This window comes from Flagellimonas alginilytica (assembly GCF_042134605.1).
GTDB lineage: Bacteria > Bacteroidota > Bacteroidia > Flavobacteriales > Flavobacteriaceae > Flagellimonas > Flagellimonas alginolytica.
Genome location: NZ_CP169638.1, coordinates 2,888,206 through 2,909,418 on the forward strand (window position 1 = coordinate 2,888,206; position 21,213 = coordinate 2,909,418).

The 21,213-nt window shown below is 42.4% G+C and carries 14 protein-coding genes and 2 tRNA genes; 8 read left to right on the forward strand and 8 right to left on the reverse strand.

What is annotated here, in order from left to right:
* Position 1: 1 nt before the first annotated feature.
* The 4 genes from gcvT to thrA form a co-directional block, all read right to left on the reverse strand.
* Positions 2-1,090 carry a glycine cleavage system aminomethyltransferase GcvT gene (gcvT, locus tag ABTP35_RS12930; protein WP_293295911.1) on the reverse strand — a complete coding sequence of 363 codons (1,089 nt, stop codon included), beginning with the start codon at positions 1,088-1,090 and terminating at the stop codon, positions 2-4.
* A 101-nt stretch (positions 1,091-1,191) separates the two neighbouring features.
* Entirely contained in the window at positions 1,192-2,487 is a 1,296-nt protein-coding gene (gene thrC / locus ABTP35_RS12935; RefSeq protein WP_293295909.1) for a threonine synthase, read from the reverse strand.
* Positions 2,488-2,491: 4 nt separating this feature from the next.
* Positions 2,492-3,415, reverse strand: a complete 924-nt coding sequence (locus tag ABTP35_RS12940) for a homoserine kinase (RefSeq protein ID WP_293295907.1) — start codon at positions 3,413-3,415, stop codon at positions 2,492-2,494.
* A gap of 3 nt (positions 3,416-3,418) precedes the next feature.
* A complete protein-coding gene (thrA, locus tag ABTP35_RS12945; RefSeq protein WP_293295905.1) occupies positions 3,419-5,863 on the reverse strand; it encodes a bifunctional aspartate kinase/homoserine dehydrogenase I in 2,445 nt (814 codons plus the stop codon).
* Positions 5,864-6,120: 257 nt separating this feature from the next.
* Here thrA and ABTP35_RS12950 point away from each other — a divergent pair, with 257 nt between their 5' ends.
* Positions 6,121-7,659, forward strand: coding sequence for an NAD(P)H-hydrate dehydratase (locus tag ABTP35_RS12950; protein ID WP_293295903.1), 1,539 nt, complete (start codon positions 6,121-6,123; stop codon positions 7,657-7,659).
* Positions 7,660-7,668: 9 nt separating this feature from the next.
* On the opposite strand, the gene ABTP35_RS12955 is transcribed toward ABTP35_RS12950, so the two are convergent.
* Positions 7,669-8,088: an STAS/SEC14 domain-containing protein gene (locus tag ABTP35_RS12955; protein ID WP_293295901.1), complete on the reverse strand. Its 420-nt coding sequence runs from the start codon at positions 8,086-8,088 to the stop codon at positions 7,669-7,671.
* A gap of 154 nt (positions 8,089-8,242) precedes the next feature.
* Entirely contained in the window at positions 8,243-10,798 is a 2,556-nt protein-coding gene (locus ABTP35_RS12960; RefSeq protein ID WP_293295899.1) for an ATP-dependent Clp protease ATP-binding subunit, read from the reverse strand.
* Between the two features lie 261 nt (positions 10,799-11,059).
* On the opposite strand from ABTP35_RS12960, the gene gyrA reads away from it, so the two are divergent.
* Entirely contained in the window at positions 11,060-13,588 is a 2,529-nt protein-coding gene (gyrA, locus tag ABTP35_RS12965; protein ID WP_293295897.1) for a DNA gyrase subunit A, read from the forward strand.
* Between the two features lie 49 nt (positions 13,589-13,637).
* Positions 13,638-14,900, forward strand: a complete 1,263-nt coding sequence (locus ABTP35_RS12970; protein ID WP_224834848.1) for a tetratricopeptide repeat protein — start codon at positions 13,638-13,640, stop codon at positions 14,898-14,900.
* Between the two features lie 47 nt (positions 14,901-14,947).
* Here ABTP35_RS12970 and ABTP35_RS12975 read toward each other — a convergent pair whose 3' ends face one another.
* Together ABTP35_RS12975 and ABTP35_RS12980 are read right to left on the reverse strand one after the other, a co-directional pair.
* Complete coding sequence (locus ABTP35_RS12975; protein ID WP_224834847.1) at positions 14,948-15,700, reverse strand: NlpC/P60 family protein; 753 nt, start codon at positions 15,698-15,700, stop codon at positions 14,948-14,950.
* A 20-nt stretch (positions 15,701-15,720) separates the two neighbouring features.
* Positions 15,721-16,896, reverse strand: coding sequence for an acetyl-CoA C-acyltransferase (locus ABTP35_RS12980; protein ID WP_293295894.1), 1,176 nt, complete (start codon positions 16,894-16,896; stop codon positions 15,721-15,723).
* 115 nt (positions 16,897-17,011) lie between these two features.
* Here ABTP35_RS12980 and ABTP35_RS12985 point away from each other — a divergent pair, with 115 nt between their 5' ends.
* The 5 genes from ABTP35_RS12985 (at position 17,012) to ABTP35_RS13005 (ending at position 21,212) form a co-directional block, all read left to right on the forward strand.
* A complete protein-coding gene (locus ABTP35_RS12985; protein WP_293295892.1) occupies positions 17,012-19,048 on the forward strand; it encodes an HDIG domain-containing metalloprotein in 2,037 nt (678 codons plus the stop codon).
* A 109-nt stretch (positions 19,049-19,157) separates the two neighbouring features.
* A tRNA-Ser gene (locus ABTP35_RS12990) sits at positions 19,158-19,241 on the forward strand.
* 20 nt (positions 19,242-19,261) lie between these two features.
* Positions 19,262-19,336, forward strand: a tRNA-Pro gene (locus ABTP35_RS12995).
* Between the two features lie 224 nt (positions 19,337-19,560).
* Positions 19,561-20,841 carry a site-specific integrase gene (locus tag ABTP35_RS13000; protein ID WP_094998108.1) on the forward strand — a complete coding sequence of 427 codons (1,281 nt, stop codon included), beginning with the start codon at positions 19,561-19,563 and terminating at the stop codon, positions 20,839-20,841.
* Positions 20,842-20,864: 23 nt separating this feature from the next.
* Positions 20,865-21,212 carry an ORF6N domain-containing protein gene (locus tag ABTP35_RS13005; protein ID WP_262890576.1) on the forward strand — a complete coding sequence of 116 codons (348 nt, stop codon included), beginning with the start codon at positions 20,865-20,867 and terminating at the stop codon, positions 21,210-21,212.
* The last annotated feature ends 1 nt before the right edge of the window (position 21,213 follow it).

Genomic DNA, 21,213 nt, shown 5'->3' on the forward strand with positions numbered 1-21,213 from the left:
CTTACGTATTTTTATAGAATGGTAGTTTTACAATGGTGGCAGGTACCTTGTTAATTCTAATCTGGATGAACACTTTACTGTCCAATGCAGCATTCTCTTTTACTACATAGCCCAGACCTATTCCTTTGGAAAGGGAAGGGGACATGGTTCCCGAGGTTACTTTTCCTATTTGTTTGCCATCCGCATCCAATATAGGGTATCCCGCTCTTGGTATGCCACGTTCTTCCATTTGAAAAGCTACCAGTTTTCGTTTTGATCCTGTTGTTTTTTCTATGGAAAGATTTTCGCTGTTCACAAACGCTTTGGTAAACTTGGTTATCCACCCCAATCCGGCTTCAAAAGGAGAAGTGGTATCGTCGATATCGTTTCCGTAAAGACAATAGCCCATTTCCAAGCGCAGGGTATCTCGTGCTGCCAAACCGATGGGTTTTATACCAAAATCGGCACCCGCCTCCAAAACTTTGTCCCAAACTTCTTTTACTTCGGAATTCTTGCAATAAATTTCAAATCCGCCAGAGCCGGTATATCCCGTGGCCGATATGATAACATGCTCAACACCGGCAAAATCACCTACAACAAAGTTGTAGAATTTAATGGCAGAAAGATCCACAGATGTCAACGATTGCATAGCTTCCACTGCTTTTGGTCCTTGGATGGCCAACAGGGAATAATCGTCGGATATATTTCGCATTTCGGCTCCTATGGCCTCATTGTATTTGGAGATATGGTTCCAATCTTTCTCAATATTTGCTGCATTCACCACCAAAAGGTAGGTTTCTTCTTTGATCCTATAGATAATAAGGTCATCCACAATCCCACCGGTTTCGTTGGGCATACAACTATATTGTGCTTTGCCCACGGTCAATTTTGAAGCGTCGTTGGTGGATACTTTTTGGATCAGTTCCAATGCCTTTGGTCCTTCTATTAAAAACTCACCCATATGCGACACGTCGAACACCCCGACAGCTTTGCGTACAGTTTCGTGTTCAATGTTCACACCCTCGTAAGAAACGGGCATATTGTAACCCGCAAAAGGTACCATTTTGGCTCCAAGGGCCTCGTGCGTTTTGGTAAGAGCAGTCTGTTTCATTCCTTCTGGTTTTGTAGCAAATTTATCGATTTCGTTGCAGATGGAACTTTTTCCAAAAGAATGTTTTGAACAGCCTTTTGTTAAAATGTGATATAAAAATGCTAACTATCCATTAAATAGGATTTTAACTCTTCGTAACCAGAGATTTTATGTGATTTTTTCTCTTTGTCCATTACCTGTAGTATTTGGGTTGGAATTTTTGGTTGTATTCCCAGGGTTTCCTCCACCACATCCAAAAATTTAACAGGATGTGCCGTTTCTAGGAAAATGCCAAATGTGTTCGGATGTTCTTTTTGGTATTCCTTTAAACCTAAGTAGCCAACGGCTCCATGTGGATCTAAAACATAGCCCGCCTCCGAGTGTACTTTTTCCATGGTAGCTTTAGTGGTTTTGTCGGAAAAGGAATAGGACGAAAGGTTATTGCGCAAGGTGTCCAAATTATTTTGATATAATTCCCGGATTCGGACAAAATTGCTCGGATCTCCCACATCCATGGCATTGGAAATGGTCGCCACGGACGGCACTGGCTCATAAACCCCATTTGCCATAAATTTTGGAACCACATTATTTGCGTTGGTAGAGGCCACAAAATGTTTTACGGGCATTCCCAATTTTTGAGCTACCATCCCGGCACAAATGTTTCCGAAATTCCCCGAGGGTACGGAGAAAACAATTTCTTTCCCTTTTGCTTTGGCCTGTTTGTATGCAAACAAAAAGTAAAATAGCTGAGGAAGCCATCGTGCCACATTGATGCTGTTTGCGGAGGTTAGCTGTTTACAATCGGTAATTTCTTTATCTAAAAAAGCTGTTTTTACCATGCGTTGACAATCATCAAAAACGCCATCCACTTCCATGGCCTCAATGTTCTCACCTAAGGTGGTCAATTGTTTCTCTTGGATTTCGCTTACTTTTCCACTCGGGTAGAGGATTACCACTTTTACACCATCAACCCCCAAAAAACCATTGGCAACGGCTCCGCCCGTATCTCCAGAAGTGGCTACCAAAACGGTAACATCCTGCTTTTCTCCTTTAGAAAAATAGCCAAGACAGTTGGCCATAAAACGTGCACCAACATCTTTAAATGCCATAGTGGGGCCATGAAAAAGCTCCAAGACAGCAACATTATCCTCAATTTCTATTACGGGGAAATCAAAGTCCAATGTGTTTTTAATGATTGTTTTTAAGTCTACATCGGGTATGTCTTCTTTTACAAATTGATGGATGGCCCTAAATGCAATTTCATGATCGGACAACTCGTCCAATTTTTCAAAAAAATCGGCAGATAGGGGAGTTATGCTTTCTGGAAAATATAATCCTTTATCGGGAGCGATTCCGGCAATTACGGCTTCTTTGAACGAAGCTTGGATAGTTGGGTTGTTTAAGCTGTAAAACCTCATGGGACTAGTTAATTTTTTTAACGCCTTGGTTGTTGATTTTGGAAATGTGGATATCGAAATCCACTCCGATATTTTGATAGGTCTCGGTCATGGAATCAGCCACGTGCCTTGCAATTTTTTCTCCTCTGCTCAATGCAAAAATGGAAGGTCCAGAGCCCGAAATTCCACTTCCTAGTGCCCCTGATTTTAGGGCGTTGGTTTTAATTTCATCAAATGCTGGAATCAAAATTGAACGAATGGGCTCCACAATATGGTCGTGCAATGAACGGCCAATAAGATCGTAGTCATTTTTGAACAGTCCGGCGATCAATCCTCCTAAATTGCCCCATTGCTGTATGCCCTGTTGCATGGAAATCGTGGTTTTTAAAATTTTTCGGGAATCCGAGGTCTTAATCTCAATTTGCGGATGAATGACCGTTGCGTACAGCTCCGAAGGTGTAGGTATGGAAACAATATCCAGGGGTTCGTAGCTTCGAACCAATGTGAATCCACCAAAAATGGCAGGTGCTACGTTGTCCGCATGGGCCACATCGCTGGCCATTTTTTCTCCTTGCATGGCAAATTCAACTAGTTCAAGATCGGAAAATGGCCTGTTCAATAATTCGTTCATGGCCCAAACGGCACCTGCGGAACTGGCGGCACTGCTTCCAATACCGCTACCAGGTTTTATACGTTTGTCAATCTCGATCTCAAACCCCCCTTGGTAGTCGCTTTTTTCCAATAAGGCCGTTCCCGCTACACCAGCTACATTTTTTTCGGTTGCCAATGGTAGGTCCTGTCCCGTAATCTTGGTGATTCGGATTCCGTTTTCCGATGTTTTGCGAACTGTCATCCGGTCACCTACCGAGTCCAGGGCCAATCCGAGCACATCGAACCCACAGGAGACATTTGCAATGGTTGCCGGGCAAAATACTTTGATTTCTTCCATGGTTTAAAAATTTCCGATTCGCACCACATCCGCAAAGATACCCGATGCGGTAACATCGGCACCGGCACCGGCGCCCTTAATGATCAAAGGTTGCTCTATGTATCGGTCTGTATAAAACAGCACAATATTGTCGCTGCCCTCCAAGTTATAAAAATCATGGCCCTTAGGAATTTGCTGAAGACCAACTTTGGCCTTGCCATCTTCAAATTGGGCAACATATTTAAGTTTGCAATCGGCGTCTTTGGCTTGTTTGTACATTTTTTGAAAATCGGATTCATACTTTTTCAAACTTTCAAAAAAGGCTTCGTTGGAATTGGTCTCCAAGCTTTCTTCGGGCAGAAAAGCATCGTTCTCAATATCATCGATCTCCAATTGATGGCCACTTTCCCGTGCTAGGATTAGAATTTTGCGCATTACATCTACACCGCTTAGGTCTATGGTTGGGTCGGGTTCGGTATAGCCTTGATCCTGAGCTTGTTTTACTACATTGTGGAATGTGATGGAATCGTTGAACGTATTGAACACAAAGTTTAAACTACCCGATAACACAGCCTGTATTTTTCGAACCTTATCACCGGATGCAATCAAGTGCTTTAGGGTATCGATAATGGGAAGGCCTGCACCAACATTGGTCTCGAACAAATAGGGTGCATTGTATTCCTTGGCCAATTGTTTTAATGCTTTGTAGTTTGCAAAGTCCGACGAGGAAGCAATCTTATTACAGGTAACTACCGAAATACTATTTTTTAGGTAATTGGCATAGCTTTTTGATACATCAGCACTTGCCGTATTGTCCACAAAAATGCTGTTTCGGAAATTAAGTGACCTAACTTTTTCGAAAAATCCCTCCATATCTGTCCGTACGCCTTGGTCCAATGCGTTTTTCCAGTCTTTTAGGGAAATTCCATTCTCGTCAAATACCATTTTCTTGGAGTTGCTGATTCCGATAACCCGGACATTTAGTTTTAACTCTTCTTTTAAATACTTTTTTTGTTGACGGATTTGCTCCAAGAATTTGGCTCCTACATTGCCCACTCCCATCACAAAAAGGTTGAGCTGTTTGATGTTTTCTTCAAAAAAGGTCTCGTGCAATGAATTAAGTGCCTTTTTTACATCCTCTTTTTTGATGACTGCGGAGATGTTCCGCTCCGATGCCCCTTGCGCAATAGCTCTAATGTTTACATTGTTCTTGCCCAAGGTGCTGAACATTTTTCCGCTCAAACCTTGGTGACTTTTCATATTATCACCGACCAGGGCCACAATGGTAAGGTCTTTTTCGACCATTACGGGCTTTATTCTTTTTGAGGTAATTTCATATTCAAAAGTCTCGTTTACCGCCTCTGCGGCCAAATCTGCATCATCATCTGCAATTCCAACACAGATGGAGTGTTCGGAAGATGCTTGGGTAATCAATACAATACTTATGTTCTTTACCGAGAGGGTTTCAAAAAAGCGCTTTGAAATGCCGGGGATACCAATCATTCCGGGGCCTTCCAGAGAAAGAAGGCTAATATTGCCTACATGACTGATGCCTCTTACTGTTTTTCCGTTGCCGTTGTTGTTTTGGGAAATGAGCGTACCCGGGTTTTCCGGGTCGAATGTGTTTTTTATGGCGATCGGTATGGCTTTTCCCAACACGGGTTGTATGGTTGGCGGGTAGAGTACTTTTGCACCGAAATGGGACAGCTCCATGGCTTCTTGATAACTTATGGACGCTACACATTTGGCCTGCTTCACCAGTTTGGGGTTTGCGGTGTACATGCCACTGACATCGGTCCATATTTCCAAGATATCGGCATTTGTCGCAGCAGCTATAATAGCGGCGGTGTAATCGGAACCACCTCTCCCCAGAGTGGTAAGGTCCCCGTTTTTGCTGGATGCCACAAATCCTGGTAACAAGGTAATGCCATGTTTGTTTTTAGAAAAGAAATTCTCGCAGTTGGCATTGGTCAGTTTAAAATCTACCGAAGCCTTGCCAAAGTTATTATCGGTTATGATCAGTTGTCGGCTGTCCTTGAAAATAGCGTCCAACCCTTCAGATTTTAGGAACTCACTAATAATAAACGACGAAAAAAGTTCACCATAGCTTACAATTTTATCTGATAGTTTTGGAGTAAGTTCACCGATCAAAAAAGCACCTTCCAATAAAGTTTCCAGCACGTTAAGATCGCTCTTAACCTTGCTAAGGGCCGCACTTTGCGATTTTACCGGAATAAGTTCCCGAATGGCGGCTATATGTCGGTCCTCAATTTCTTTTACGAAGTTTTTGTAGGATACATCTTGTTCCGATGCACGTTTTGATGCATTGAGAAGAAGATCGGTTACGCCCCCAAAGGCCGATACCACAACGGCCATGGAGTGGTTTTTTTGTGATTTTAGGATAGATTTTACCTTATTTATATTCTCTGGATTGGCTACCGAAGTGCCTCCAAACTTTAAGACTTTCATGATGAAATGATATTGTGAAAATTGAAAAAATAGATTAAAACGGACGGAATTATATATAGCAGACTTACCCCAAAGGGGTGGTGGTAGTAATCGTAGAAATAGATGAAGGAGTATTCATCAATTTTAGATTGTTATCCGTTTCTTTTAAGTTCATTGCTTTATAAATGAGATGATAAAAGTAGTACTTTTGAATACTTCATCAAATCATTGGTGATGTTTTTGCGATATTGTTACGAATACACATTTTTTATTGCTGAATGAAAATTTTTTCCTCACATCAAATATATCAAGCTGATAAATCCACAATTCAAAAAGAACAGATAACCAGCGATGCACTCATGGAACGGGCGGCCACACAACTGTTCGAATGGATGCATGCTCGCTTACGGGGCACCCAGGTGAACATAAAACTGTTCTGCGGCATTGGTAACAATGGGGGAGACGGCTTGGTGTTGGCCAGAAAATTGCATGAGCATGGTTATTCCATTCACGTATTTGTGGTAAATTATAGTGATAAGCGCTCGGAAGACTTCCTGTTGAACCTGGAACGCTTGAAGGATGGAAAGGTATGGCCGGATTTTATAAATAAGGATAGTGATTTGCCCAATATTTCCGAATCGGATATTGTTGTCGATGCCATTTTTGGAATTGGTCTGAACAGGGTTCCCGATGATTGGGTCGGTAATTTAATAGCTCATATTAATGCTTCCAATGCCTTTACACTATCTGTGGATGTACCGTCTGGATTACCCATGGACAGATCTCCTTGGGAACCATCTTATGTGATCAGGTCTAGTTATGTGTTGAGCTTTCAGTTACCCAAATTAATTTTCTTTTTGCCAGATACGGGGGCGTATGCCAATCAATGGGAACTATTGGATATTGGATTGGACGCCGAGTTTATCGCAAAAACGGAAACGGATTTTGAGCTGATAGGGCGACCGGAGATTTTGCCAATGTACCGACCCAGGTCGAAGTTCTCACACAAAGGAATCTATGGACATGCGGTTATTATTGGAGGCAGTTATGGAAAAATAGGGGCTGTTCAGTTGGCGTGCAATGCCTGTTTGAGTGTTGGTTGTGGACTGGTTACGGCTGTTGTGCCGAAATGTGGTTACCATTCCCTACAAACTGCCGTGCCCGAAGCTATGGTACTTACCGGTTCCAGGGATAAAATTATTTCACGGATAGAAATTCCTTTTAGTCCTACTGCTGTGGCCATAGGCGTGGGAATGGGCAAGGATGAGGATACGGTCCAGGCTTTGTCTGTTTATTTGAAGGGTTCAGGTGCTCCTATGGTTATTGATGCCGATGCATTGAACATTCTTTCCGAGAACCGGGATTTGCTCAAAGATATACCGGAAATGTCCATTTTGACCCCTCATCCCAAGGAGTTGGAGCGACTGATAGGCCCGTGGACATCAGATTTTGAAATGTTGGACAAGGCCAAGTCGTTTGCTGATCGATATAACTTGGTGGTGGTAATCAAAGGAGCCCATACTATTACTTTGTACAATGGCAAGGGATATGTTAATACCACAGGTAACCCTGGTATGGCAACTGCAGGAAGTGGTGATGTTTTAACCGGAATGATTACAGGGCTTTTGGCTCAAGGATATCCACCTGTAGAGGCTGCAATATTTGGGGTATACCTTCACGGGCTGGCCGGAGACATCGGTGCTTCCAAAAATGGATATGAAGCTCTAAAGGCTTCGATTATTGTGGGCAATATTGGTAGTGCTTATTCGGAACTGTTCCGTAAACCTGAAGCGGAGCAAAAAGAAAATCCCAGGTAAGGATGAGAATCAAGCACTGTTTCTGCTTTTTCTTGCTTTCAATCTTTTCTGGATCCAACTCAGAGCGTTGTCGAATTCAATAAAAAACTCCATAGGCTTTTTGTAGAACATTTTTTCAATATTGAAATTGTGCATGTCTATTTCCTTTTTGGAAACAATGGCGAAAGCGATAAGGTTGTCCATGCCCCTTAAATAATTGTATACTGTTGGGTCAATGGCGTACGAGTTCTTTCTTAAACTGATGTATGCAAAATCCTTTTCTCTAAAATGGATCTCTGAAATGCCTATTATTTGGTAGGCCCTTTCTAGGGTAATGGTGGTTCCTTCATCAAAAGAAGCAACCATATAATTGTTGAAAACCTGAACGGTTCCAATGTCCAGTTGATACTCGCGTACCACAACCGTCTTCTTATTAGAAGTAATTTTCATCCCCAAGTAATTATAGTGTCTCGCCAACGAAATTATGAGGGTTGCGCACCGTGAGGAAAAATAATAGATTAAACGCTAAAATATCGTGTGTATGGTAATTACAGGGCATAAAAAAAGCTGACAATCGTCAGCTTTTTTTAAGTGTTGTTTCAAATTATTTTTCGGCTTCGGGCGATTTCTCGGCCTTTTTTATTTTAATGGTGAGTTCATCATTTTTCTCGTCCAGATCCATAAAAATACTGTCGCCTTCTTCCAACTTAGAATTCACTATTTCCTCTGCAAGGGCATCTTCAATATATTTTTGGATGGCTCTTTTAAGAGGTCGTGCACCATATTGTTTATCGAACCCTTTGTTGGCGATGTAGTCTTTTGCTTTTTCGGATAGATTCAGGTCATAGCCGATTTCCTTGATTCGCTTGTACAGCTTGTTCAATTCAATATCGATAATTTTATGGATATCTTCTCTCTCCAAAGCATTGAATACTACGACATCATCGATCCTGTTAAGGAATTCCGGAGCAAATGCTTTTTTTAAGGCGTTTTCAATTACACTTTTTTGATGGCTATCGGCCTGTGCCTTTTTTGCAGCGGTTCCGAAACCTACACCTTGTCCAAAATCTTTTAACTGTCTGGCACCTATATTGGAGGTCATAATAATTATGGTGTTCCTAAAGTCGATCTTACGTCCAAGACTATCGGTCAAGAATCCATCATCCAATACCTGTAAAAGCATATTGAAAACATCGGGATGTGCTTTTTCCACCTCGTCCAACAATACTACGGAATAGGGTTTGCGGCGTACTTTTTCCGTTAACTGACCGCCTTCTTCGTAACCTACGTATCCGGGAGGGGCCCCTACCAATCTCGAAATGGCGAATTTTTCCATGTACTCGCTCATATCTATGCGAATAAGGGCATCTTCGGAATCGAACAGTTCCTTGGCCAGAATTTTGGCCAATTGGGTTTTACCGACCCCTGTTTGTCCCAAGAAAATGAACGAACCTATTGGTTTGTTAGGGTCTTTGAGTCCGGCACGGTTTCTTTGAATGGCCCGTGCAACTTTGGTTACGGCTTCGTCCTGGCCTATTACAAAGCCTTTGATCAAATTGGGCAGTTCTGCCAATTTGTTGCTTTCGGTCTGGGCAATTCTGTTCACGGGTATTCCACTCATCATGGAAACCACGTCGGCAACGTTGTCCTCGGAGACCGTTTCCCGATGTAACTTGCTTTCCTCTTCCCAGCGTTCTTGGGCGGATGCCAATTCTTTTTCGAGACGTTTTTCGTCGTCTCTAAGTTTGGCGGCTTCTTCGTATTTCTGTTTTTTGACAACGCTGTTCTTAAGTTCGCGAACGTCTTCCAACTGGCCTTCCAGTTCCAGAATTTGTTTGGGAACATCCATGTTCACGATATGCACTCTTGATCCAGCCTCGTCCAAGGCATCGATGGCCTTGTCCGGTAAAAAGCGGTCCGTCATGTAGCGGTTGGTCAATTTTACACAGGCCATAATGGCGTCGTCCGTATAGTTTACGTTGTGGTGTTCTTCGTACTTCCCTTTGATGTTCATCAAAATCTCGATGGTCTCTTCCACGGAAGTAGGTTCTACCATAACCTTTTGGAATCGACGCTCCAAGGCACCATCTTTTTCTATATATTGTCTATACTCATCAAGCGTAGTTGCTCCGATACATTGTATCTCACCCCTTGCCAATGCGGGTTTAAACATATTGGAAGCATCCAAGCTGCCTGTTGCACCCCCGGCACCAACAATGGTATGTATCTCATCAATGAACAAGATGATATCGTCGTTCTTCTCCAACTCGTTCATTACGGCTTTCATTCGCTCTTCAAACTGGCCACGGTATTTTGTGCCTGCCACCAACGAAGCCAAATCCAAGGTCACCACTCTTTTGTTGTAAAGAATACGTGAAACCTTTTTGTTGATAATGCGCAGCGCCAAACCTTCGGCAATGGCACTTTTACCAACTCCTGGCTCACCAATAAGTAATGGGTTGTTCTTTTTTCTACGACTCAATATTTGGGAAACACGCTCAATTTCCTTCTCTCTGCCCACAACGGGATCAAGTTTGTTATCTTCGGCCAAACGAGTGAGGTCCCTGCCAAAATTGTCCAAGACCGGTGTCTTGGATTTTTTGTTTCCCTTTGGAGCGGATCCGGAACCAAAGGAACTTTCTTTGCTATCGCCCATATCGTCAGCGTCGCCAGGGAAAGATTCTGCTTGAGGGGAATCAATATAATCATCGTCACTGGTGATCATGGATTTGAACTGTTCCTTTACATTGTCGTAATCCACTTTTAGCTTGTGCAACAATTTTGTTGTAGGGTCATTCTCGTTCCTAAGAATACAGAGCAAAAGGTGCGCTGTATTTATGGAGGAACTTTGGAAAAGCTTTGCCTCCAGGAAGGTGGTCTTCAATGCTCTTTCCGCTTGGCGCGTAAGGTGAAGATTTTTTTTATCCTTCTGTATTGTTCCTGTATTGGGATTTGCAGGACTCAGTATTTCCACCTTTCTGCGAAGGTGGTCCAAGTCCACGTCCAGTGCGTCCAATATGTTTATGGCCTTGCCATTCCCGTCTCTTAAAAGACCCAGCATAAGGTGTTCCGTTCCAATGAAATCATGGCCCAATCTCAGGGCTTCTTCCTTGCTGTATGCTATAACGTCTTTTACGCGGGGGGAGAAATTATCGTCCATACGTTTCTTTTTCAGCAATTAAAATTAATAAAAGTATTGTTACGATGGGCAAATACCGTACCCTTATTCGATAAAGTAGTGCTAAATGTCGGAATAAATAACTTTTTTAACCGGATTTAACAAAGCTTTATTGGCAGCTCGGTTATCAATCCGAACTGTTGATAATTTTTTTAATAAAGTCTTAGTAAAGGGCTATAAAGGCTCGTATTTTCTGTATATTGCCATGATAATTTAACCACAAAAAAACAATAATAAATAAGCATGGCGGAAGGAGAAAAGTTAATTCCCATTAATATTGAGGATGAGATGAAATCTGCCTACATTGATTATTCAATGTCGGTCATTGTGTCACGTGCCCTGCCAGATGTTCGTGATGGTTTAAAACCTGTACATAGGAGAGTGCTCTACGGAATGCACGATTTGGGTGTAAGGGCCAATAGTTCACACAAAAAATCGGCCCGTATTGTAGGGGAGGTTTTAGGTAAGTATCACCCGCATGGGGATTCTTCTGTGTATGATACCATGGTGAGAATGGCACAGGAGTGGAGTCTCAGGTATATGTTGGTAGATGGTCAAGGTAACTTTGGCTCTGTAGATGGCGATAGCCCTGCGGCCATGCGTTATACCGAGGCCAAAATGCGCAAGATCGCCGAAGAAATGTTGGCCGATATTGACAAGGATACGGTAGATCATCAGCTTAATTTTGATGATACCATCCAAGAACCCACCGTATTGCCCACCCGTATTCCCAACTTGTTGGTGAACGGGGCATCCGGTATCGCTGTGGGTATGGCAACCAATATGCCTCCCCACAATTTATCGGAAGTGGTGGATGGTACTGTTGCCTATATAGATAACCATGATATTGAAATAGATGAACTGATCACACACATTAAAGCCCCGGATTTTCCAACGGGTGGAATTATTTATGGCTACGATGGTGTAAAGGAAGCTTTCCACACTGGTCGTGGACGTGTGGTAATGCGTGCCAAGGCCACTATTGAGGAAGTACAAGGGAAAGAAAGTATCGTGGTTACCGAAATCCCATATCAGGTGAACAAGGCGGATATGATCAAAAAGACCGCCGACCTCGTTAATGAAAAGAAAATCGAGGGCATTTCTACCATTCGGGATGAATCCGATAGAAATGGTATGCGCATCGTTTACATTTTAAAGCGCGACGCCATTCCGAACATCGTACTTAACATGTTGTACAAGTACACGGCGCTTCAATCCTCTTTTAGTGTCAACAATATTGCATTGGTCAATGGTAGGCCGGAGCTGTTGAACCTAAAGGACATCATTCACCATTTTGTGGAGCATAGGCACGATGTCGTGGTCCGTAGAACCAAGTTCGAGCTTAAAAAGGCCGAAGATCGTGCGCATATCCTGGAAGGACTCATTATAGCTTCCGACAATATAGATGAGGTGATTGCGATTATCCGAGGGTCCTCCAATGTAGAGGAGGCCCGTAACAATTTGATCGAACGCTTTAAATTGACAGAGGTTCAGGCGAAGGCAATCGTAGAAATGCGCTTGCGTCAACTTACCGGTCTGGAGCAGGACAAATTAAGAGAAGAGCATGCCGAACTTTTGAAGACCATCGAGGATCTAAAAGATATTCTTTCCAAGAAAGAACGAAGAATGCAGATCATCAAAGATGAACTTCTTGAGATAAAAGAAAAGTATGGGGATGATAGAAGATCGGAAATCAACTATGCAGGAGGTGACTTGAGCATAGAGGACATGATCCCGGATGAGCAAGTGGTCATAACCATTTCGCATGCAGGATACATTAAACGAACTTCGCTAACCGAATATAAGACCCAGAACAGGGGCGGGGTGGGCCAAAAGGCATCGTCCACAAGGAACGAGGATTTCTTGGAGCATTTATTTGTAGGGACCAACCATCAGTACATGTTGTTCTTCACTCAGAAAGGAAAGTGTTTCTGGATGCGTGTATATGAAATTCCCGAAGGAAGTAGAACTTCAAAAGGAAGGGCTATCCAAAATCTTATCAATATAGAACAGGATGATAAGGTCAAAGCCTTTATCTGTACCCAAGATCTTAAGGACGAAGACTATGTGAACAGTCACTATGTAATCATGGCCACAAAGAAGGGAACCGTTAAAAAGACTTCCTTGGAGCAATACTCAAGACCTCGTCAAAATGGAATCAACGCCATAACCATCAAAGATGGTGATGAGCTATTGGAAGCAAAGCTAACCACGGGCACTAGTCAAATATTCTTGGGACTTAAATCCGGTAAGGCCATCCGTTTTGAGGAGTCCAAGACCAGACCAATGGGTAGAAACGCATCCGGTGTAAGAGGTGTATCCTTGGCAGATGAAAACGATGAGGTGGTAGGAATGGTATCCGTACATAATTTCGAGGATGACATTTTGGTGGTTTCCGAAAGAGGTTACGGAAAACGATCCAATATTGATGACTACCGAATCACCAATAGAGGTGGTAAAGGTGTAAAAACTATTTCCATTACCGAGAAAACCGGAGGACTTGTCGCCATAAAGAATGTTACCGATACCGATGATTTGATGATTATCAATAAATCAGGAATCGCCATTAGAATGGGTGTAGAAGATCTTAGGGTAATGGGCAGGGCCACACAAGGAGTCCGCTTGATCAACTTAAAGGACAACGATTCCATTGCCGCGGTAGCCAAAGTAATGAAAGAAGATGACCCTGTGGACGAAGTGGATATTAGGGATATCGAGGTGAACGGTGAAGATGGCACAGCTATTGATAATAACACCGAGGATAAAGAATAATTTCAACTAAGTAATAATAGATAAACACTAAATAATTAGAATTTTTAACATGAGAACAAAAATAATTGTACTTCTGGCCATGGGAATTTCCACAATGGGATTTGCACAGAAGGATGAGATGAAGGCGGCGGAGAAAGCACTTAAAAATGGTGATGCGGCTGCGGCAAAAGCAGCCTTGACCAGTGCCGCCTCAACAATCGACTCGGCCAAGGAAAGGGAACAGGCCGAGTATTACGCGCTTTTAGGAAACGCCAATTACGATTTGGCCAAGAAAGGTGACGTTTCTGCTTTTCAATCAGCCGTAGATGCCTACAATAAGGTAATCGCTGTAGAAGAAGCTAGTGGCAAAGCCAAATTTACTGCTGTAGCCCAAGAAAAAATGTCTCAAATGACAGCTGACTTGGTTAACTCTGCAGTAGAGGACAACAACAACAAAAAGTTCGGTGAGGCTGCCGAAAAACTTTACATGGGGTATAAACTAAGCCCTAAGGATACGGTTTATTTGTACTATGCAGCAAGTAGTGCAGTAAATGGTCAAAACTACGAAGAGGCCTTAAAGTACTATAATGAACTAAAGGAATTGGGTTATAATGGTGAATCTGTAAGCTATACTGCGGTTAATGTCGAGTCCGGTGAAACAGAAACTATGGACAAAGCCACCCGCGATCTATATGTAAAAGCCGGAACGCACAAAGACCCTAAGGAAGAGGTGAGCCCATCCAAGAAGCCGGAAATCGTAAAGAATATTGCCTTGATCTATCAACAAATGGGCAATAACGAGAAGGCGGTGGAAGCATATGCAGATGCCAGGGCGGAAAACCCAGATGATGTGAACCTAGTGCTTGGAGAAGCCAACCTATACTATGCCATGGGGCAAAAAGATAAATTCAAGGAGTTGATGGGGCAAGCTTCCGCAATGGCTCCGGACAATCCTGACTTGCTTTACAACATTGGAGTAATAAATATGGAGCAAGGCAACTTAGAGGACGCTAGAGATGCCTACAAAAAGACTTTGGCCATTGATCCAGGTTACATCAATGCGTTATTAAACCTTTCCACTACATATGTAAACGAAGGAAACGGTCTTATCGATGAAATGAATGCTTTGGGAACTTCTAAGGCGGACATAGCCAAGTACGACGAACTTAAAGATGAAAAGGACCGCCTTTTTAGAGAGGGAGCCAAAGTTTTGGAAGATGCATTACAATCCAATCCTGACAATGAAAGTATTCTTACACAGTTGAAGAATATTTACGGAGCATTGGGTGATAACGATAACTACATGAGAATTAAAAAGCTTTTGGGAGAATAATCGTAATTCTTCTATAAAAAAAGAGCCCCGCTAAAACGGGGCTTTTTTTATATCACTTTTTTAATGACCCTTAATTGATGGGTATATAGTTTCTCTTCTGAATTAAAGATTCCCGTGTGGTCGATCCGATCAATGCGAACATGACCATGGACATGGATAATGTAGTTGTCCTTTAAGATTATGCCAACATGATCGATCACCCCTTCGTTGTTATCAAAAAAAGCAAGGTCGCCTGGTTCACTTTCTTCGATAAAGCTCAAAGCTTCACCTTGTTTGGATTGATTTTCGGCGGTTCTTGCCAGCGAATGCCCATTTATCTTGTAAACCATTTGAGTAAACCCGGCGCAATCAATACCAAAAGGAGTTTTTCCACCCGATAAAAAAGGAGCCTTCAAGTATAAAATGGCCGTATCCACCAAGCTTTCCTTTGGAGTTTTTCCAGTATGTATGCTTCCTTCAAAAGTGTGGTTCAGCAATTCCGGGGCATTGATCATGGAACCCATAAGAATGGGCAGTAACATTCCGTTTTCCGTGCAAATATGGGATATTACGTCGGCACATATTTTTTGAGGATCCATTGCATGTATCCTTTCAAAAGTTTGCTCTTCGATAAAGGTTAGCTGATTATTGGGTGTCCAACCTTCAAAATTGTCATAAGCTGACCGAATCCTGCTCCATTTCTTCCTTTTCTCCAATACCTTAAAGTGCTCCCCGTATAACAACTGGGAAGTCATTTCGGCACCATCGTCCGGATTTGTTCGTATAGGAACAACGCTTAGAGGACAAATTCCATATTGCATTTACTGTACGGCTTGAATCACTAATTTCTTTCCAAAACAATTGAGGAGGCGCCACCACCACCATTACAGATGGCCGCAGCCCCAAGTTTGGCATTATTTTGTTCCAAAATGTTCAACAGGGTAATCGTGATTCGAGCACCGGAACATCCTAGCGGGTGCCCTAGGGATACTGCGCCGCCATTTACGTTTACATTGGAATCATTTAGTCCAAGAATCTTCATGTTGGCCAATCCGACCACTGAAAATGCTTCATTGAACTCAAAATAATCAATGTCTTCTATGGAAACGCCTGCGCGGTCCAGTGCTTTTGGTAAAGCTTTGGCAGGTGCCGTGGTGAACCATTCAGGTTCGTGGGCGGCGTCGGCATACCCCTTAATGGTTGCAAGAGGTTTTAATCCCAGTTCATTCGCCTTTTCCTCACTCATCAAAACAACGGCGGCTGCACCATCGTTAATGGTGGATGCATTTGCTGCGGTTACCGTGCCATCCTTAGAGAAGGCCGGTCGCAAAGCGGGTACTTTCTCAAGCTTTATATTTTTGAATTCTTCGTCTTCACTAACCACTATTGGCTCGCCTCTTCGCTGTGGAACTTCCACGGGAACCACTTCGTTGTTGAATTTTCCTGCTTTCCATGCGTCGGCTGAGCGTTTGTACGATTGAACCGCGTAAGCGTCTTGATCTTCTCTACTAAACTTATATTCGGTTGCGCAGGCATCGGCACAAACCCCCATGGCGTTTTGATCATAAGCATCGACCAAACCGTCCTTTTGCATACCGTCCACCATAGTGGCAGGACCAAATTTGGTGCCCTGTCTCATATTTACATAGTGTGGGATCATACTCATATTTTCCATACCACCGGCAACAACTATGGAGTTTTCGCCCAGGGCAATGGATTGTGCGCCCTGCATAATGGTTTTCATTCCGGAAGAACAAACTTTATTAACGGTGGTACAAGGAACAGTATTGGGAATTCCGGCAAAAATGGCAGCTTGTCTTGCAGGTGCCTGCCCAGTACCTGCTTGTATCACATTGCCCATCAAAACCTCTTCGACAAGTTCGGGCTTAAGGCCGATTTTCTCCAATGCGCCCTTAATGGCAACTGCACCTAATTTAGGGGCTGGAACACTGGATAGGGCTCCCATAAAACTACCTATTGGCGTTCTGGCAGCGGAAACGATTACAACTTTTTTCATATGTGCATTTTTACTCCTGCGAAAATACTAAATTTAAATGCAAACCAATGGGGAGTTCGGTCAACGGACTTCTTAGTTATATATTTTCTATTTTTGAAGCTAATAGAATAAGGGAATGGGAAAAACTTTGGACAATGTATACAAACATCAATCGCTGGTCTACAAGTATTTCCTGTATGTGGTCTCGGTGGCCTTAATCGTGTTTTTTTTTCCAAAAGGAGGAAAGTTTAAATACGAATTCCAGAAAGGTAAGCCGTGGCAATATGAGAATTTATACGCTCCCATTGACTTTTCCATACATAAGACCCAACAAGAGGTAGAGGAGGAGCAATCAACCATTCGAACCAATAAAACGGATTACTACACGTATAGTTCAACTGTTGTTTCGGAGGTGAGGGCAGAAGTCTCGAATGGGATAAATACCTTGTTCCAGACCGAAATTTTTACATCAAGCCAACGGGAATCATTGAAAAATTTATCCGAAGAAGTTCTCACACATGTATATGACCATGGGATTTTTCAAAATATGCCCCAGTCCCGAGCAACCGTGGTAGTAAAAAATAATGAGGCACAACCCATTGCTCCCAATGATTACCAGAATGTAGAGCTCGCCAAAAAAGCAGTGACCGAATATTTGTCCGATGCCAACAGTTATGGCACGGATAGGTTGTCAGGGATTATCAGGAACAACCTTAAAGCCAATTTGTTCTACGACAATGTTCTAACAGAAAGTGCCCTGAACGACGAACTTTCTAAAATTTCCTATACCCGTGGAGAGGTAGACCAAGGAAAACTGATCATATCAAAAGGTGAAATAGTAGAGAATGAAGATTTTAAAGTGCTGAGCTCCCTTAGGGATGAGTATGAGTCCGAATTATGGATGGGAAGCAATTATTATTTTATACTACTTGGGTATACGATATTGGTGGCCTTGGTGCTCATTATGTTGTTTCTGTTTTTGAAACGCTACAGAAGCGATATTTTTCTGAACAACAATAAGGTTACTTTTATTTTCTTCAACATTTTGTTGATGGTCGTCGCCACAACATTAATGGTGAAACATTACGAAAATTTTGTTTACATGGTGCCTTTGTGTATACTTCCATTGGTGCTAAAGAATTTTTTTGATGCGAGATTGGGTCTTTTTGTCCATGTGCTAACAGTTCTGATTCTTGGTTTTGTTGTACCTAACAGCTTTGAATACATCTTTTTACAGATAATCGCAGGTATTGTTACTATTTTAACGGCTTCCGAACTTTACAAGAGAGCAAATCTATTTATATCGGTAGGTCAGATCACCTTGATTTACATTGTGGGATATTTTGCCTTTCATGCCATACACGAGGGGAATCTGGACAATATAGAGTGGGTTTTGTTCGGGGTTTTTGTTTTGAATGGACTTTTGACTCTTTTTGCGCAACCGTTAATTTATATGTTCGAAAAAGTTTTTGGTCTTGTATCCGACGTGTCGTTATTGGAACTGTCCGACACCAACTCCAAATTGCTCAAAGAATTATCGGATAAAGCACCGGGCACGTTCCACCATTCCCTGCAAGTGGCCAATTTGGCCGAAGCAGCAGCAAACGAGATTGGGGCAAATGCAATGTTGGTAAGAGTGGGTGCGCTATACCACGATATTGGAAAAATGGAGAATCCGACCTACTTCACGGAAAATCAGATTACCAATGTAAATCCGCACGACGATCTACCGCCAAAGGAAAGTGCAAAGATTATAATAGACCACGTAATTAAAGGTATTGAGATTGCAAGAAAAAACAATGTTCCCGATCGGGTCATAGATTTTATTCGAACGCACCATGGAACCACACTGGTGTATTATTTTTTTAAAAAACAACAAGAGTTGGACAAAGATGCCGATCCGGCAAACTTTAAATACCCAGGACCTGTACCATTCTCCAAGGAAACAGCTATTTTAATGATGTCGGATGCAGTGGAAGCGGCTTCCAAAAGCTTAAAGAACCCAACTTACGGTATAATAGATGCGTTTGTGGAGAAAATTGTAAAAGGACAAATGCAGGCCGATCAGTTTTTAAATGCCAATATTACGCTCAAAGAAATCGAAATGGTAAAGAAAGTGCTTAAACAGAAGCTCACCAATATCTATCATTTAAGGGTGGAATATCCTGAATAGCAGGATGATGATAAAAGTTGCAATAAAAAAATGAAAAAATAGTTGCGATCTTGTTTCTGAAAAGGTACATTTGCATCCGCATTTTTAGAATGCACGTTCATAAAAAATAGGAGAGGTGCCGGAGTGGTAACGGAGCAGATTGCTAATCTGTCAGCGCGTAAGTGCTGCCCGGGTTCGAGTCCCGGTCTCTCCGCTATTTCCAAAATAATACCTCGGGGTGTAGCGTAGCCCGGTTATCGCGCCTGCTTTGGGAGCAGGAGGTCGCAGGTTCGAATCCTGCCACCCCGACAAAATGGGTTTTAAAAGAAATTTTAAAATCTGTAAATAAATGAAAACCAATGAAATACATTTTATTGGTTTTCATTTGATATCAATTAAGACCATATATCAAGGTGTCCTAATAGGTGTCCTATTTTTTCAGGCAGGATTTCGTAACTTGCGGATATTGCCCGATTTGACCTTCACAGTGATTTGACTTTCGTTTAACGGATTGTTCCATTTAAACGAAAATCGTGAAAACCTCAAAAACATTCAATGTCTATTTTTGGCTCAAAAGGTCGTGCCGAAAAAAAAACGGGCAGATACCCATCTATGCCCGTGTCAATGTTGACGGCATCCGTGCCGATATCAGCGTAAAACGTTCAACCACCGAAGAGAATTGGTGCAAGGCATCGGGGAGGTTGAACCCCCGAACTTCTAAGGCGAAGGATACCAACGGATATCTGGACGATGTCTACGCAAAATTATTGGACTGCCATAGACAACTGCACTCGGAAAACGGGCTGATTACCGCCCAGGCCATCAAACTGCGTTATCTGGGCAAGGACAAGAGCTTTGGTACATTGTCGGAACTGGTCAAATACCATACCGACCATGAACTGCAAAAACTCGAACAGGGAACCGCCAAAAACTACTCGGCTACAATAAAGTACCTATTAAGGTTTATAAAGAAAAAGTATAATACCCCCGATATCAACCTTGCGGTCATCGATTATGCCTTTCTTGCCAAATTTGAAACCTACCTCCAAACCTGTCCCCCGTTGAGGAAATCCCAACCATTGAACAACAATGGCATCATGAAACACATGGAACGGTTCCAAAAATTGATGGGCATCGCCACGAAATTTGGATGCGTCCGAACAAACCCTTTCAACTTTTACGAATTTAAGTTTGAACAATACGACAGCGATTATCTGGATTCCCAAGAACTGGAAAAATTGGCCTCTTCCCATATACAGGAGATTGGAATAGGAGTGGTCAGGGACATTTTTATTTTCTCGTGCTATACGGGGCTTGCCTATATAGAAGTAAAGCTGTTGAAGAAAAACGATATCGTTACGGGCATCGACGGGGAGGAATGGATAAATGTGCGGCGTAAAAAGACGAACACTCCTGTAAAAGTTCCACTTCTTGAAGAGGCAAAAAGAGTCCTTGACCGCTATTCGGATTTTCCCAATGCCGATAACGGGCACTCTTTATTGCCCGTTTATTCCAATCAAAAAGTGAACGAATACCTAAAGATAATTGCCAAACGTACACATATCAAAAAACATTTGACCTTTCATGTGGCCAGGCACACCTTCGCCACAACGGTAACGCTTTTAAACAATGTCCCCGTCGAAACGGTCTCTAAATTATTGGGGCATACCAAACTGTCCACTACGCAAAAGTATGCCAGGGTTATTGAAAGGAAAATCAGTAACGATATGACCAAATTAAAGGCAAAACTAAAGGAATCAAAAAGGAGTCCGAACTATAGGGAAACGGCACACGACCATTTGAGGATTGTTTGAAGTAAACTTGACCAAAGAGTGAACTGAAAAATTGGAGGTCACAATTTGTGATGTCCAATGAATCAAATAGAATGGGCTTACGGTATGCTCCTTTTGCATTTACCGAACAAGGGGTTGCCATGCTCTCAAGTGTACTGAAGAGTAAAAAGGCTATACAGGCAAACATTTCCATTGTCCGGGCTTTTGTCATGTATAGGAAACATCTTGCGGACTATGGTAATTTAAAGGAACAAGTAGCCAAACTTGAAAAAGAAATGAACGTTAAATTCAAGGACATCCACCAAGCGTTGAACTATCTTTACAAAAGGATAAGGTACAGATTGACCAACAGAACAGGAAGCGGATTGGGTTTAAGTAACATCTTTGAATGAT